At 68.8% G+C, this 13,963-nt stretch carries 8 protein-coding genes and 5 pseudogenes; 7 read left to right on the forward strand and 6 right to left on the reverse strand.

Annotated elements, in window-relative coordinates:
- Window positions 1-75 precede the first annotated feature (75 nt).
- The 3 genes and pseudogenes from DPM13_RS21475 to recG all read left to right on the forward strand — a co-directional run.
- Window positions 76-204 (forward strand): annotated as a pseudogene (locus tag DPM13_RS21475) (DDE-type integrase/transposase/recombinase); the annotation flags it as partial.
- Window positions 205-463: 259 nt separating this feature from the next.
- Window positions 464-2,901 (forward strand): annotated as a pseudogene (ligA, locus tag DPM13_RS16940) (NAD-dependent DNA ligase LigA).
- Window positions 2,898-5,000 (forward strand): ATP-dependent DNA helicase RecG, encoded by a 2,103-nt coding sequence (recG, locus tag DPM13_RS16950; RefSeq protein WP_223252123.1) that lies wholly within the window; start codon window positions 2,898-2,900, stop codon window positions 4,998-5,000. The pseudogene ligA and the gene recG overlap by 4 nt, the downstream one beginning before the upstream one ends.
- Before the next feature lie 372 nt (window positions 5,001-5,372).
- On the opposite strand, the gene DPM13_RS16955 is transcribed toward recG, so the two are convergent.
- On the reverse strand, window positions 5,373-5,810 hold the full coding sequence (locus DPM13_RS16955) for an iron-sulfur cluster assembly scaffold protein (RefSeq protein WP_028721044.1): 438 nt from the start codon (window positions 5,808-5,810) through the stop codon (window positions 5,373-5,375).
- 60 nt (window positions 5,811-5,870) lie between these two features.
- Between DPM13_RS16955 and hisI the strand changes: the two genes are divergently transcribed.
- Window positions 5,871-6,230: a phosphoribosyl-AMP cyclohydrolase gene (hisI, locus tag DPM13_RS16960; RefSeq protein WP_028721045.1), complete on the forward strand. Its 360-nt coding sequence runs from the start codon at window positions 5,871-5,873 to the stop codon at window positions 6,228-6,230.
- On the opposite strand, the pseudogene DPM13_RS27440 reads toward hisI, so the two are convergent.
- The 3 genes and pseudogenes from DPM13_RS27440 to DPM13_RS16980 all read right to left on the reverse strand — a co-directional run bounded on the left by DPM13_RS27440 (window position 6,219) and on the right by DPM13_RS16980 (window position 9,088).
- A pseudogene (locus tag DPM13_RS27440) lies at window positions 6,219-7,039 on the reverse strand (glutamate--tRNA ligase family protein). The gene hisI and the pseudogene DPM13_RS27440 sit on opposite strands and share 12 nt — an antisense overlap.
- A complete protein-coding gene (gene trmFO / locus DPM13_RS16975) occupies window positions 7,021-8,358 on the reverse strand; it encodes a methylenetetrahydrofolate--tRNA-(uracil(54)-C(5))-methyltransferase (FADH(2)-oxidizing) TrmFO (RefSeq protein ID WP_112888806.1) in 1,338 nt (445 codons plus the stop codon). The pseudogene DPM13_RS27440 and the gene trmFO overlap by 19 nt, the downstream one beginning before the upstream one ends.
- A 106-nt stretch (window positions 8,359-8,464) precedes the next feature.
- Window positions 8,465-9,088 carry a 50S ribosomal protein L25/general stress protein Ctc gene (locus tag DPM13_RS16980; protein ID WP_028721048.1) on the reverse strand — a complete coding sequence of 208 codons (624 nt, stop codon included), beginning with the start codon at window positions 9,086-9,088 and terminating at the stop codon, window positions 8,465-8,467.
- A 182-nt stretch (window positions 9,089-9,270) separates the two neighbouring features.
- Between DPM13_RS16980 and DPM13_RS16985 the strand changes: the two genes are divergently transcribed.
- Window positions 9,271-9,615, forward strand: a complete 345-nt coding sequence (locus DPM13_RS16985; RefSeq protein ID WP_145963451.1) for an acyltransferase family protein — start codon at window positions 9,271-9,273, stop codon at window positions 9,613-9,615.
- A gap of 278 nt (window positions 9,616-9,893) precedes the next feature.
- Window positions 9,894-10,253 (forward strand): hypothetical protein, encoded by a 360-nt coding sequence (locus DPM13_RS16990; protein ID WP_112888468.1) that lies wholly within the window; start codon window positions 9,894-9,896, stop codon window positions 10,251-10,253.
- A gap of 171 nt (window positions 10,254-10,424) precedes the next feature.
- Here DPM13_RS16990 and DPM13_RS16995 read toward each other — a convergent pair.
- Window positions 10,425-11,413, reverse strand: a pseudogene (locus tag DPM13_RS16995) (alpha-hydroxy acid oxidase); the annotation flags it as partial.
- Window position 11,414: 1 nt separating this feature from the next.
- Window positions 11,415-11,711: a hypothetical protein gene (locus DPM13_RS17000; protein ID WP_223252124.1), complete on the reverse strand. Its 297-nt coding sequence runs from the start codon at window positions 11,709-11,711 to the stop codon at window positions 11,415-11,417.
- Window positions 11,712-11,896: 185 nt separating this feature from the next.
- Here DPM13_RS17000 and dnaG point away from each other — a divergent pair.
- Window positions 11,897-13,820, forward strand: a pseudogene (gene dnaG / locus DPM13_RS17005) (DNA primase).
- Window positions 13,821-13,963: the final 143 nt, after the last annotated feature.

The raw sequence follows: 13,963 nt of genomic DNA on the forward strand, positions 1-13,963 counted from the left end.
ATGATTGGGTGCTTCAAGGCGCTCGCGACCTTGCTGCGGGACGTTTCAAGATTCACCGTTCACCCCCTCTTTGTCTTCGTCGCCGATATGCCGAACCAGCTGTGGGTCAGCGATTTCACCTATGTCTCCAGCTGGCAGGGCATGGTGTATGTCGCCTTTGTCATCGACGTCTTCGCCCGAAAGATCGTCGGTTGGCGCGTCGCTGACGGCGAAAGCCATATCGAGACGGTGTGGGGCAGGGGCTATGTCCTGCGCGACCCGGTCGCCGAAGGGCTGGCGGCGGAACGCATGGCGCTTCGCGCCTGACGCGGGCAGAGCGGCGGCGCCTCGGCCCGATTGGCGCCGCCGCAATCGCCAGCGGCAGGACCAGGTCTGATCGCCCGCGACAGGATCGCCCGCCCCCCCTGTCCACAGCACTCCGCCTTTGGATGCTGGACAAGGCGGCGCCCGGGCCGCTATCACCATGACCCTGACGAGGGGCCCTGCCAGGGCCGAGAGACTGGAGGCAGGGGTGGCGCAAGACGATATCCAGGGGCAGCCCGCGCCGGGGGAACTGCCGGCGGTCGAAACCCTAGACCCGGCCGCGGCCGCGGATGAGGTTGCCGCGCTGGTCGATGAATTGCAGCGCGCCAACACCGCTTATCACGCCGATGACGCACCCTTCATCAGCGATGCGGATTACGATGCCAGGAAGCGCCGGCTGGCCGAGATCGAGGCGCGCTTTCCCGAACTCGCCAGCCGCGACAGCCCGACGGGCCAGGTCGGCGCGGCGCCGGACAGCCGCTTCGGCAAGGTGCGTCACGCGCTGCCGATGCTGTCGCTGGAAAACGCCTTCGACGAGGCCGACGTGCGCGCCTTCGTCCAGCGTGTGCGATCCTTCCTGAATCTCGGCGCCGATCATCCCCTTGCCTTCACGGGCGAGCCCAAGATCGACGGGCTGTCGCTGTCCCTGCGTTACGAGGCGGGCGCGCTGGTGCTGGCCTCGACACGGGGCGACGGCGCGGTGGGCGAGAACGTGACCGCGAATGCCCGCACCATCGCCGACATTCCCCAGACGCTGCGGGGCAAGGACATTCCCGACGTGCTTGAGGTTCGCGGCGAAGTCTACATGACGCACGAGGATTTCCAGGCGCTGAACCAGGCCGGAACCGGCCGCGTCTTTGCCAACCCGCGCAACGCCGCGGCGGGGTCGCTGCGCCAGCTCGACCCTGCGGTGACGGCCTCGCGTCCGCTGCGCTTTTTCGCCTACGCCTGGGGCGAACTCAGCGCGCCTCTGGCCGAAACGCAATGGGACGCCGTGCAGCGCCTGGGCGGGATGGGGTTTCAGACCAATCCGCTGATGGCGCTGTGCCCGACGGTCGCGGACATGCTGGCGCTTTGGGCGCGGGTCGAACAGATGCGCGCGACCTTGGGCTATGACATCGACGGGGTGGTCTACAAGGTCAACGACCTGGCATGGCAGGCGCGGCTGGGGATGCGCTCGACCACGCCCCGCTGGGCGCTGGCCCACAAGTTCCCCGCCGAACGCGCCTGGACGCGGCTGGAAGCGATCGACATCCAGGTCGGCCGCACCGGCGCGCTGAGCCCGGTCGCGCGGCTGACCCCGGTGACGGTGGGCGGCGTCGTCGTCTCGAACGCCACGCTGCACAACGAGGATTACATCGCCGGCCGCGGCGCCGACGGGCGCGAGATCCGGGGCGGCAAGGATATCCGCGTCGGCGATTGGGTCGAGGTCTATCGCGCGGGCGACGTGATCCCCAAGGTGGCCGACGTGGACCTGTCGCGCCGTCCGCCCGACGCGCAACCCTATGCCTTTCCCGACAGCTGCCCCGACTGCGGCTCTCCCGCGATCCGGGAAGAGGGCGACTCGGTCCGGCGCTGCACGGGCGGTTTGATCTGCCCGGCGCAGGCGGTTGAAAAGCTGCGCCATTTCGTCTCGCGTCCCGCCTTCGACATCGAGGGGCTGGGGGCCAAGCAGATCGAACTGTTCCATCGCCTGGGGTGGATCGCCGAGCCGGCGGATATCTTCACCCTGGCCGAGCGCGATGCCGAGGGCGCAAAGCTGCTTTCCGACGCGCGACCCGAGGTGGACGACGATCTGCTGGTCTCGCTGGGCGTCGAAAAGCTGCAGCTTTCCAATTCAAGCCATGAGACGGCCTTGCGGCGCCTGTCGCAGACACCGCTTTCCGCGATCAAGGGATGGGGCGAGAAAAGCGCGGCCAGCCTGTTCCAGGCGATCCGCCGCAAGCGCGAGATCCCGATGGCGCGGCTGCTGTTCGGGCTGGGCATCCGCCATGTGGGCGAGGTGGCGGCCGCCGACCTGTCCCGGCATTTCCGGTCCTGGGATGCGCTGGTGCAGGGGCTGGACCGTGCCCGTCCGGCGGCCCTGGCCCATCGCGCAGCGGATGTCGCAGCCGCCGCCGAGCGGGTTGTCGCCGCCGCCGAGGGCCGGCGCGCCCGCTCAGCGAAGCGCGGGCCGCGGCGCTTGACGCGAACGCGGTCCCGCCGGATGCCGCCTCTGCCTGGGACGATCTGATCTCTGCCAACGGCATCGGACCGACACTCGCGATGTCGCTCTCCGACGCCTTCGCCAACCCGAAGGAGCGCGCGGCCATCGACCGCCTGCTGGCTTTCCTGACCGTCATTCCGCCCGAGGCGCGGGCCACTGACAGCGCCATCACCGGCAAGACCCTGGTGTTTACCGGCACCCTTGAAAAGATGACTCGGGCCGAGGCCAAGGCCCGGGCCGAGGCGCTTGGCGCCCATGTCGCGGGCTCGGTTTCGGCCAAGACGGACCTGCTGATCGCAGGGCCCGGGGCCGGGTCCAAGGCCAGGAAGGCGGCCGAACTGGGCATCACCGTCATCGACGAGGACGAATGGCTGGCGCTGGCAAGGGGGTGACGCACGCCGGCGCAGGTCGCCCGCCCGCCCTGTTTCCGCTGTTCGCGGAGATCGAGACCCTGCCGGGGGTCGGGCCCAAGGCGGCCGAGGCCTTTGCCCAGATGGGCGTGACGCGCCCGCGCGACCTGATCCTGACGCTGCCCCATTCCGGCATACGCCGCCGCCGCATCGCCCGGCTGGCCGAGGCCCGCCCGCCCGAGATCGTGACGCTGGTCGTCCGGGTCGAGCGTGTGGGCCCGCCTCCGGCCAAGGGCAGGCCCTGGCGGGTGTTCGTGTCGGACGGCGTGTCGGACCTGCAACTGGTGTTCTTCCATGCGCATCGCGACTGGATCGAAAAGCAGCTGCCGGCGGGCGCCCGGCGCCTGATCTCGGGCAGGCTGGAACTGTTCGACGGCATGGCGCAGATGGTCCATCCCGACCATATCGGCCCTGAAGCCTCGGACCCGCCCCCGGATTTCGAGCCGGTCTATCCGCTTTCGGGCCGGCTGACCCAGGGCGTGGCGCAAAAGGCCGTGCGCGCCGCCCTGACGCGCCTGCCCGAGGTGGGGGAGTGGATCGACCCGTCGGTCGTCGCGCGCGAGGGCTGGCCGGGCTGGCACCAGGCCTTGGCGCAGGCCCATGCGCCGCAGGGCATGGCGAACCTTGCCCCGACCGATCCGGCCCGGGTGCGGCTGGCTTATGACGAGCTTTTCGCCCATCAGCTGACACTCGCGCTGCTGCGCCGGGACCGTCGCCGCCTGCCGGGGATCGTGACGCAGGGCGACGGGCGGCTGCGGGCACGGGTTCTGGCGGGCCTGCCCTGGCCCCCGACCGGCGCGCAGGACCGGGCCGTCGCCGAGATCGCCGCCGACATGGCCGCGCCCCGCCGAATGAACCGGCTGCTGCAGGGCGACGTGGGCGCGGGCAAGACTCTGGTCGCGTTCCTTGCGCTGCTCAACGCGGTCGAGGCGGGCGGGCAGGGCGTCCTGATGGCCCCGACCGAGATCCTGGCGCGCCAGCATTTCCGCGCGCTTGAGCCGCTGGCGCGGCTTGCGGGGATCCGGCTCGAGGCGCTGACCGGGCGGGACAAGGGCGACGCGCGCGCCAACATCCTGACCGACCTGGCCGAGGGGCGCATCGACATCCTGGTCGGTACCCATGCGGTGTTTCAGAAAACCGTCGCCTTCCACGACCTGCGGCTGGCCATCATCGACGAACAGCACCGCTTTGGCGTGAACCAGCGGATGGAACTGGGCAGCAAGGGCAACGGCCTGCCGCCCGACATGCTGGTGATGACGGCGACGCCGATCCCGCGTTCCCTGGCGCTGGCGCAGTTCGGCGACATGGATCTGTCGGTGCTGGACGAAAAACCGCCGGGACGACAGCCGATCAGGACCACGGTGATCGCCGCCTCGCGCCTCGCGGAGGTGGTGGACCATCTGGCGCGGGCGCTGGATCAGGGTGCCCGGGCCTATTGGGTCTGTCCCCTGGTCGAGGAAAGCGAGGCCGTGGACCTGACCGCCGCCGAGGCGCGCTTCAAGATGCTGCGCGCGCGGTTCGGCGATGCCGTGCGGCTGGTCCACGGCCAGATGCCGCCCGAAGAGCGCGACGCCGCCATGGCGGATTTTGCCTCTGGCCGCGCGGGCATCCTGGTCGCGACGACGGTGATCGAGGTCGGCGTGGACGTGCCCGAGGCCACCATCATGGTGATCGAGCGGGCCGAAAGCTTTGGTCTTGCCCAGCTTCACCAACTGCGCGGCCGGGTCGGCCGCGGCTCGGGTGCGTCAAGCTGCCTGTTGATGTATCAGGAACCGCTACGCGAAACCGGCCGCCGCCGCCTGTCCATCCTGCGCGAAACCGAGGACGGATTTCGCATCGCGCAGGAGGATCTTGAGATGCGGGGCGCGGGCGACGTGATCGGCACGGCGCAATCGGGCCTGCCGCGCTTTCGCATCGCCGACCTGGAACGACAGGCCGGGCTGATGGCGCTGGCGCGCAGGGACGCGCAGGCCTTCCTGGACCGCGACCCGGCGATGACCGGGGAACGCGCCCCCGCGGTCCGATTGCTGCTGTGGCTGATGGAGCAGGACCGCGCCATCCGGCTGATCGCGGCAGGCTGACAGCGCAAGTCGCTGGAAGAGGTGGGATTCACCGCACCGCCAAAGACCATGTTCTATGGATGTTCTCACAAAGTTCTTTACTTTTCCGTGATTCGGTGAGAACAAAGCATAAACAACCGTGGAGAACCGACATGAATCGCGACACTCTCTCCGACTTGCTGGGCGTCATTGCCATCTCCGTCACGGCGGTGCTGGTGTTTTCCCTGCCATCCGTCATGCCTGTGGCGATGGTGGCCTGATCCTTCCCGACCTTCCCTGTTCCTGCCCCGCGCTCGCAGCCTTGCCTTGGGCTGCCCGGATCGTTCCCGTGAACCGGATGCGCGCAACTTGCCGGCCCTTTGGGGCCGGTTTTCTTTTGTGCAAGATCGGGGGTCAGGACGCCGAGGCGTCGATCGCGCCCAGCGTCGCATCCCACGCGAGCAGGATCGAGGCATGGCGGTTCGGGAATTCGCGCGCAGGCAGCAGCGTCTCCAGCGCCTCGAAGGGGGCGCCGGGTGCCGGGCCGCCCGATTTCAGCATGGCCACAAGCTGGTCGCGGGCAGCGGCGATCTCGTCCCGTGACCGTCCCACGACGGCGCCCCCCAGCACCCCGGCCGAGGCCTGGCCCAGGGCGCAAGCGCGAACCTCTTGCGCGAAATCGGCGATGCGGCCGTCCTGCATCGCGACATGCGCGGTGACCGACGATCCGCATTGCGGCGACCGCTTGTGCGCGCTGCCGGTCGGCGCGGCCAGCTTGCCAAGATGCGGAATGTCCGAGGCCAGCGCCAGGATCCGCTGGGAATAAAGCTGCATCAGGTCGCTGTCGGACATGGTCTTTCCCTTGGGCTGCGCCGGGATTAGATAGGCATCGCACCGCGGAAAGGAAAGCCGATGTTCGACCCCGCCAGCCTGAAATATGACGCTCAGGGCCTGATTCCCGCCGTCGCGCAGGATCATCGGTCGGGCGAGGTCCTGATGGTCGCGTGGATGAACGCGGATGCCGTGGCGCGCACGCTCAAGACGGGGCGTGTGACTTATTGGTCACGCTCGCGCCAGGCGTTCTGGGTCAAGGGCGAAAGCTCGGGTCATGCGCAGACGCTGGTGGAACTGCGGGTCGATTGCGACCGCGACTGCCTGCTGGCCCTGGTCGAGCAGACCGGCCCGGCCTGCCACACCAACCGGCGGTCCTGCTTTTACACGGCCATTCGCGACGGCGCCGAGGTGGTCATCATGGAGCCGTCAGAGGCCTAGCATCCTGCGGATGTCGGCGGGCGTCGCGCCCTCGGCCCGGTAAAGCCGCAGGGCGCGCGCGTCGTCGCGCTTGGCAAGGCGCTTGCCGGCCGCGTCCCGGATCAGGCGGTGGTGATGATAGCGGGCTCGAAATTCACGCGGGTCGCGCGCTCCCGGTAGGCGGAAATGAGCTTCAGGCGTCCGATGAAGCTCAACCCGCTATCCGTCAGCTCAACCTCATAGCGGTCCTCGCGCCGCGCCAGCACACGGAAAATGCCGCCGAACAGCCAGGTATCGGGTTCGTGGTAGCTGCTGCGAGGATGCCGGGCCGGCTTGATCTCATCCTCGAAAGCGATCTCCCCAAGGTTCAGATGCGCCAGCGCCGCCGCCGCGTTCAGGCGGATCGCGTCCCCGGGCCCGGCCTCGGCCATGCTGCGGTGGCGGCAGGTGCCGGGATAGACCGGGCCGTCGGGCCCGATCACCGGCGCGCCTTCCTGTGGGGCGAAAGCGCTGCGCGGATATCGGCGCGGCGGCACTGGCAGGGATAGGTCAGCCCCAGCGCCGTCAGCCGGTCCAGCGCCGCCCGATAGGCCGGCAGGCGGTCGGACTGGCGCATCACCGGCAGCGGCCAGCCGAGGCCCAGCCAGTGCAGGTCCTCGGCGATCATCGCCTCGATTCCGGGCGGCAGCGGCTTTGGTCGATGTCCCGATCCGCAGCAGGAAGCGGTCCGGGGCGGCGAGGTTGGCGGCCACCAGCGCGGCATAGGCATGACCCAGGTGCAGCGGCCCCGTGGGCGACGGGGCGAAGCGGGTTACTGCGTCGTCAGCCATGCCTGGAAATCCGCCTTGGCGCGATCGGTATAGGCCGGATAGCGGTCCTTGCGCCCCTTGCGGCCGCCGCGCATCTCGTCCAGCGGCGGGTAGAGGCCGAAGTTCACGTTCATCGGCTGAAAGGTCCTGGCATCGGCGCCGCCGGTGATGTGGTTGACCAGCGCCCCCATCGAGGTGGTGGGCGGCGGCGGGGCCAAGTCGCGTCCCAGCGCCTCGGCGGCGGCCATGCGGCCGGCGAGCAGGCCCATGGCGGCGGATTCGACATAGCCCTCGACCCCCGTGACCTGGCCGGCGAAGCGCAGGTTCGGGCGCGCGCGCAGCCGCAGCCGGTCGTCGATCAGCCGGGGGGCATTCAGGAAGGTGTTCCGGTGGATCCCGCCCAGCCGCGCGAATCTGGCGTTCTGCAAACCGGGAATACGGCGGAAAACATCAACTTGCGCGCCATATTTCATCTTGGTCTGGAAGCCCACGATATTATAGAGCGTGCCGAGCGCATTGTCGCGCCGCAGCTGGACCACGGCATAGGGCTTTTCGGCCGGGTTGTGGGCATTGGTCAGGCCGACCGGCTTCATGGGGCCATGGCGCAGAGTCTCGCGCCCGCGCTCGGCCATGACCTCGATCGGCAGGCAGCCGTCGAAATAGCCGGCCGTTTCGCCCTCGTGGAACTCGGTCTTCTCCGCCGCCAGCAGCGCGTCGATGAAGCCGTCGTAATCCTCGCGCGTCATCGGGCAGTTGATATAGGCGGTGCGCTCTTCCTCGGTCTCGCCCTTGTCATAGCGGCTTTGGCGCCAGCAGACCGACATGTCGATGGTGTCGGCGTGGACGATGGGGGCAATGGCGTCGAAAAAGGCCAGCGCGCCTTCGCCCGTCGCCTGCAGGATCGACTGGCCGAGCGCGGCCGAGGTCAGCGGGCCGGTGGCGACGATCCAGCGGCCATCGGCGGGCAGTTCGGTCACTTCCCCCGGCGCGAAGCTGACCAGAGGATGGTCGCGCAGCGCTTGGGTCACGGCGGCGGAAAAGGCGTCGCGGTCCACGGCCAGGGCGCCGCCCGCCGGCAGGCGGTGGCGGTCGGCCATCTCCATGATCAGCCCGCCCGCCGCGCGCATTTCCCAATGCAGCTGGCCCACGGCGTTCATGCGGTCGTCGTCCGAACGGAAGCTGTTCGAGCAGACCATTTCCGCGCAGTCGCCGGTGCGATGGGCGAAGGTTTCGACGGCCGGGCGCATCTCGTGCAGGACCACCGGCACGCCGGCGCGGGCGATCTGCCAGGCGGCTTCCGAACCGGCAAGGCCGGCACCGATGATGTGGATCGGTTCCATGGTATTCCTTTCGCGTCCGGCGCGCGTCATAGCATTCCGCCGCGCCATGAGAAAGGGCGGCACCCGCAGGGGATGCCGCCCGATCCGGTTCAGCCGGAGGCCGAAATCAGGCTTCGGCCGCTTCGCCTTCGGCGGCTTCGGCGTTGTCTTCCGAACGCAGGCCCGAGGGCGCGGCGATGTTGGCGATCACGAAGTCGCGGTCGATGGTCGGCTTGACGCCGGCGGGCAGGGCCACATCGCTGATGTGGATGGTGTCGCCGATCTGCTTGCCGGTCAGGTCCACGGTGATCTGCTCGGGGATGTCCGAGGCGGTCACGACCAGCTCGACTTCGGGACGCACGACGACCAGGGTGCCGCCGCGCTTGAGGCCGGGGGCGTCGTCGTGGTTTTCGAAGTTCACGTGGATGAACAGGTTCACGCGCGTGTTGCGGTGCAGGCGCATGAAGTCGATGTGCGTCGGCAGGTCCTTGACCACATCGCGCTGGACGCCGCGGCAGACGACGCGGACGTCATCCTGGCCTTCGACCTTCAGGTTCCACAGCGTGGACATGAAGCGACCGGCGCGCAGCTTGGTCAGCAGCGAGTTGAATTCGATCTGGATCGGCTGCGGGTCTTTCCCGTCGCCATAAACGATGCCGGGCACCTTGCCTTCGCGGCGAGCTTGGCGGGCGGCCCCCTTGCCTGTCCCCGCGCGTGCCTCGGCCACCAGATCAGGGATCTCTTTGGCCATGATGGTATTCCTTTGTTAGCGGTTTGCGGCCATCCTCCAAGGGTGCATGGCCGAAGCCGGGCCTATAGCGCCTGCGGCCCGAAAAGGAAAGCGGGAAAAAATCTGCGAGACCTCATAGGAAATTTCTTGCCAGCCCGGTCGAGGATGCGTCAAGCCTTCCGTCATTCGATCGGAGTTGCGCGGTGCGACGCATTCATTCTTTGGACTATGTTAAAACGTTTCTGGCTGTCATTGTTGTCCTTGCCCATACCAACTGGTTGCAGACGCACCTGAGCCCGCCGGTCTTTGTGCTGGGCAACGGCTTGTTGCGCACGGTGGTGCCGCTGTTTTGCATCATCGCGGGCTACTTCCTTCACACCGCGGTCGAACGCGGCCGGACCGTCCGCTGGCTGTGGCGGGTCATGGCGCTGTATCTGTTCTGGATGGTGGCCTATCTGCCGATCTGGAAGGGGCAGGTCCATAGCCTTTGGTCGCTGACGACGACCCTGCTAAAGAATGGGGTTCTTTACCATGCAGGACTATCTTGAGCAGCATATCGCCGGGCTGGTGAAGGGAATGAAGCTCTGAATATGGATTTAATTATCCGAGTGCTATGCGCCGTGGTTCGTCGCGGTGCCGGCCGCTCTGTGTGCCGTGGCCGGGCTGGCGCTTGAATATGCCGATCTGTTCGGCGTGACCAGATCGCCGCGAGCAGCGCTATCGCAACGGGCTGTTCCTGTGCTTTCCCTTTCTGGCCATCGGCTATCTGATCCACAGCCGGATCAAGGCGCCCGGTGCGCGGCCGCTGCCCTCGGCGCGCCTGCTGTTGCCGGTCACGCTGGCGGGGCTTGTCCTGATGGGAGTCGAGGCCTGGCTGGTGCAGTCGCGGCTGGGCCTGGACGTGATGATCGAGATCCCGTTTGCCGGCTATGTCGCGGTGCCGGCCCTGTTCCTTCTGTGCCTGCAGGTCGAGATGCCGCCGCAGCCGGTCGATCTGGGGCTGATCTCGGCCACGATCTATTTCCTGCACGTCTGGGCCTTTCGCCTGGCCGACGTGCTGGGCATCCACAGCCTGCCCGGCTTGATGCTGATGGGCGTCGGCGTGCCGGTGCTGGCGGCGCTGTCCTATGGCGCGGCGTCGGGCCGGCTGCGCGGCCGGGCGGCTCGCCGGCCCCACGGCGGCTAAAGCCAGGGATCCAGGAAGTCCCGCGGGATCATCAGGTTGTGCCGCCCCAGCCGGGTCACGTCCCGTTCGCCGCACAGCGCCATGGTCCCGGCCAGTTCGGCGCGGATGATGTGCAAGCGCGCGCTCGACCCCCGCCTCGCCCATGGCGCCCAGGCCATAGATGAAGGCGCGGCCGATATGGGTCGCGTGGGCGCCCATCGCCAGGGCCTTGAGCACGTCCTGCCCCGAGCGGATGCCGCTGTCCAGATGCACCTCGATCCGGTCGCCGACCGCCTCGACGATCTCGGGCAGCATGCGGATGGAATGGCGGCGCCGTCCAGCTGGCGCCCGCCGTGGTTCGACACGATGATCGCGTCGGCGCCGAAATCGGCGGCGATGCGGGCGTCCTCGGGGTCGTTGATGCCCTTGAGGATCAGCTTGCCGCCCCACAGGTCGCGCACCCGGGCGATCTTTTTCCAGTCGAGTTGCGGGTCGAACTGCTCCGCCGTCCAGTCGATCAGCGAGGAGGGGTCGCCCACGCCCTTGGCATGGCCCACGATATTGCCGAAAAAGCGTCGCCTGGTGCGCAGCATCCCCATGCCCCAGCGCCATTTCGTCGCCATGTCCATCAGGACCGGCAGGGTCAGCCGGGGCGGGGCGGACAGGCCGTTCTTCAGGTCCTTGTGGCGCTGGCCCAGGATCTGCAGGTCCAGCGTCAGCACCAGGGCCGAGCAGTTGGCCCGCCGGGCGCGCTCGATGATCGCTTCCAGGAAATCCTGGTCGCGCATGACGTAAAGCTGGAACCAGAACGGCGCCTGGGTCGCCTCGGCCACGTCCTCGATCGAACAGATCGACATGGTGGACAGGGTAAAGGGCACGCCGAAGTCGCGGGCGGCGCGGGCGGCCTTGATCTCACCGTCGGGGGCCTGCATGCCGGTCATGCCGACCGGGGCCAGCGCCACCGGCATGGTCACCGGCTGGCCGATCATCGTGCTGGCGGTCGAGCGCCCGGACATGTCCACGGCCACCTTCTGGCGCAGCTTGATGCGGGCGAAATCGGTCGAATTCTCGCGAAACGTGCTTTCGGTATAGCTGCCGCTTTCGGCATAGTCATAGAACATGCGCGGCACACGGCGGCGATAGAGCGTCTTGAGGTCGTCGATGCAGGTGATGACGGGCATGTCAGGGACTTTCGGTCGGGTCGGTGTCGGTGTCGGCGTCGCAGGTCCCCGCGCCGTCGGGGCAGTCGTCCAGCGAGCGGCGCGACAGCGCCTCGGCCCGGGCGCGCAGGCGTTGGCGCGCCGGGCCAGGTCGTCCGTCGCGCCGGGTGCGCCGCCGCCGCGCCGGGACAGGGCATCGGCGCGCGACGCCAGCGCATCGCCGGCAGGGGCGGGATCGTCGCGCCTCGGCCGCGTGGGCGGGCAGGGCGGGTTCGGCCAGCAGCTGGTCGGTCGGCATCAGCGCCGGGTAATCGCCCACCGCGTCGCCGCATCCGGCCAGCGCCAGCGCTCGCCAGGATACCGGGGATAGACCGCCGCGCCATTCGCCTCTCCGTGCCAGAACCGCCGCGACAATAGGCCCAGCGCGCGGCCGGGGGCAAGATGGGGCGGGCCGTGCCCACGATCCCCTTTGCAACCCGGGCCCGCCATCCGATATAAGGGCGCATGAGCCTGCCGCCCCAGTTCCTCGACGAAATCCGCGCCCGCGTGCCTCTGTCGCGCGTGATCGGGCGCAAGGTGGTCTGGGACCTGCGCCGCTCGAACCAGGCCAAGGGCGACTGGTGGGCGCCATGCCCCTTCCATGGCGAAAAGACCGCGTCCTTTCATGTCGATGACCAGAAGGGGTTCTATTACTGCTTCGGCTGTCACGCCAAGGGCGACGCACTGACCTTCCTGCGCGAGGCCGAGGGCCTGGGTTTCATCGAGGCGGTCGAGCTGCTGGCCTCGGAGGCGGGCCTGCAGATGCCCGAACGCGACCCGCGCCAGGTCCAGCGCGCCGACCGCCGCACCGAACTGGTCGAGGTGATGGAGCAGGCCGTGCGCTGGTTCAGGATGCAGCTGGGCATGGGCGCGGCCGAACAGGCGCGCGCCTATCTGGCGCGGCGCGGCCTTGACCCGGCGGCTTGCGAGCAGTTCGGCATCGGCTATGCCCCCGACCAGCGGCAGGGGCTGTTCAACGCCCTGCGCAGCAAGGGCATCGCCGAGGCGCTGATAGTCGAGGCCGGGCTTTGCGCCAAGCCCGACGACGGCGGCGCGCCCTTCGATCGGTTCCGCGGCCGGATCATGTTCCCGATCCGCGATGCGCGCGGGCGCTGCATCGCCTTCGGCGGCCGCTCGCTGGATCCGAACGCGCGGGCCAAGTACCTGAACTCGCCCGAAACGCCGCTGTTCGACAAGGGGCGCAACCTTTACAACCTCGGGCCCGCGCGGGCGGCGGTGGCCAAGGGCAAGCCGCTGATCGTGGCCGAAGGCTATATGGACGTGATCGCTCTGGTCCGGGCCGGGTTCGAGGGCGCCGTGGCCCCCCTGGGCACCGCCATCACCGAAGACCAGTTGCGGCTGATGTGGCGCGTCTCGCCCGGCCGGCGATCGCGCTGGACGGCGACACCGCGGGCCTGCGCGCGGCGCTGCGGCTGATCGACCTGGCGCTGCCGATGACCGCGCCGGGGCAGGCGCTGCGTTTCGCCTTTCTGCCCCAGGGCCAGGATCCCGACGACCTGATCCGCGCCAAAGGCGCAGGCGCCATGTCGGCCGTGCTGGAGGAATCGCGTCCCCTGGTCGACCTGCTCTGGCGGCGCGAGACCGAGGGCCGGGTCTTTGACAGCCCGGAACGCAAGGCGGCGCTGGACAAGGCGCTGGGGGATGCCATCGCCAGGATCCCCGACAAGGATACCCGCGACCATTATTTCGCCGCGCTGAAATCCCTGAAATGGGAGCTGTTCGGCCATCGCCGCCGCGAGACTGCCCAGCCCTCCCGCCCGGCCTGGCAGCCACGCGGCATGCGCGGGGCGGCGCCGCTGCCGGTGGCGCCGGCGGCCCCGACCCGGGCCTCGCGCCTGTCCTCGCCCGATGCCGGCGAGCGCGAGGCCGAGGAGCTGATCGAGGCGATGATCCTGGCGATCTGCGCCACCCATCCCGCCCTGATCGGCCCGGTCGAGCCCCGTCTGGAACGGCTGGAGCCGGCCGACCCCGACCGGGCGCAACTGATCCATGACCTGCTGGCCGGAACCCAGTCGCAGGCGGGCCAGCGCGCCCTTGAAAGCATCATGGCCGAGCCCCATGTCAGGGCGGCTCCGGCGATCCTGCGCCCGCAGGACGGGGATGCCGCGGCCGAGGTTCTGGTCAATGCGCTGGACCGCATCGAATCGCGTCGCATCGCGCGCGAGGAAATCGCCCGCGCCGAGGCCGAGATCGAGGGACTGGCGGACGAGGGTCTGACCTGGCGCGTCGCGCAATCGGCGCGCGCCCGCCAGCAGGCGGACCATCCCCGCTTTCGGACCTGTCGGATTTCGGCGAGGACCGCGAGGCATTGGCGGCGCAGCTTCGCGCTGCCGTCGAGAACGAGATCTGGCGCAAGCCGCGCCGCTGACATCCTCTGCGAATTACTCGCCGGGGATGTTTTGACGAACCGCCGGGCCGGGACCGGGGCGGCCTTTGAATCCGCCTCTGATTCGGATAGAACCGCCCGACAGCCGATCCCGATTCGCCGATTCGCGAATCACCGCTTCAAGG

The organism is Paracoccus mutanolyticus (genome assembly GCF_003285265.1).
GTDB lineage: Bacteria > Pseudomonadota > Alphaproteobacteria > Rhodobacterales > Rhodobacteraceae > Paracoccus > Paracoccus yeei.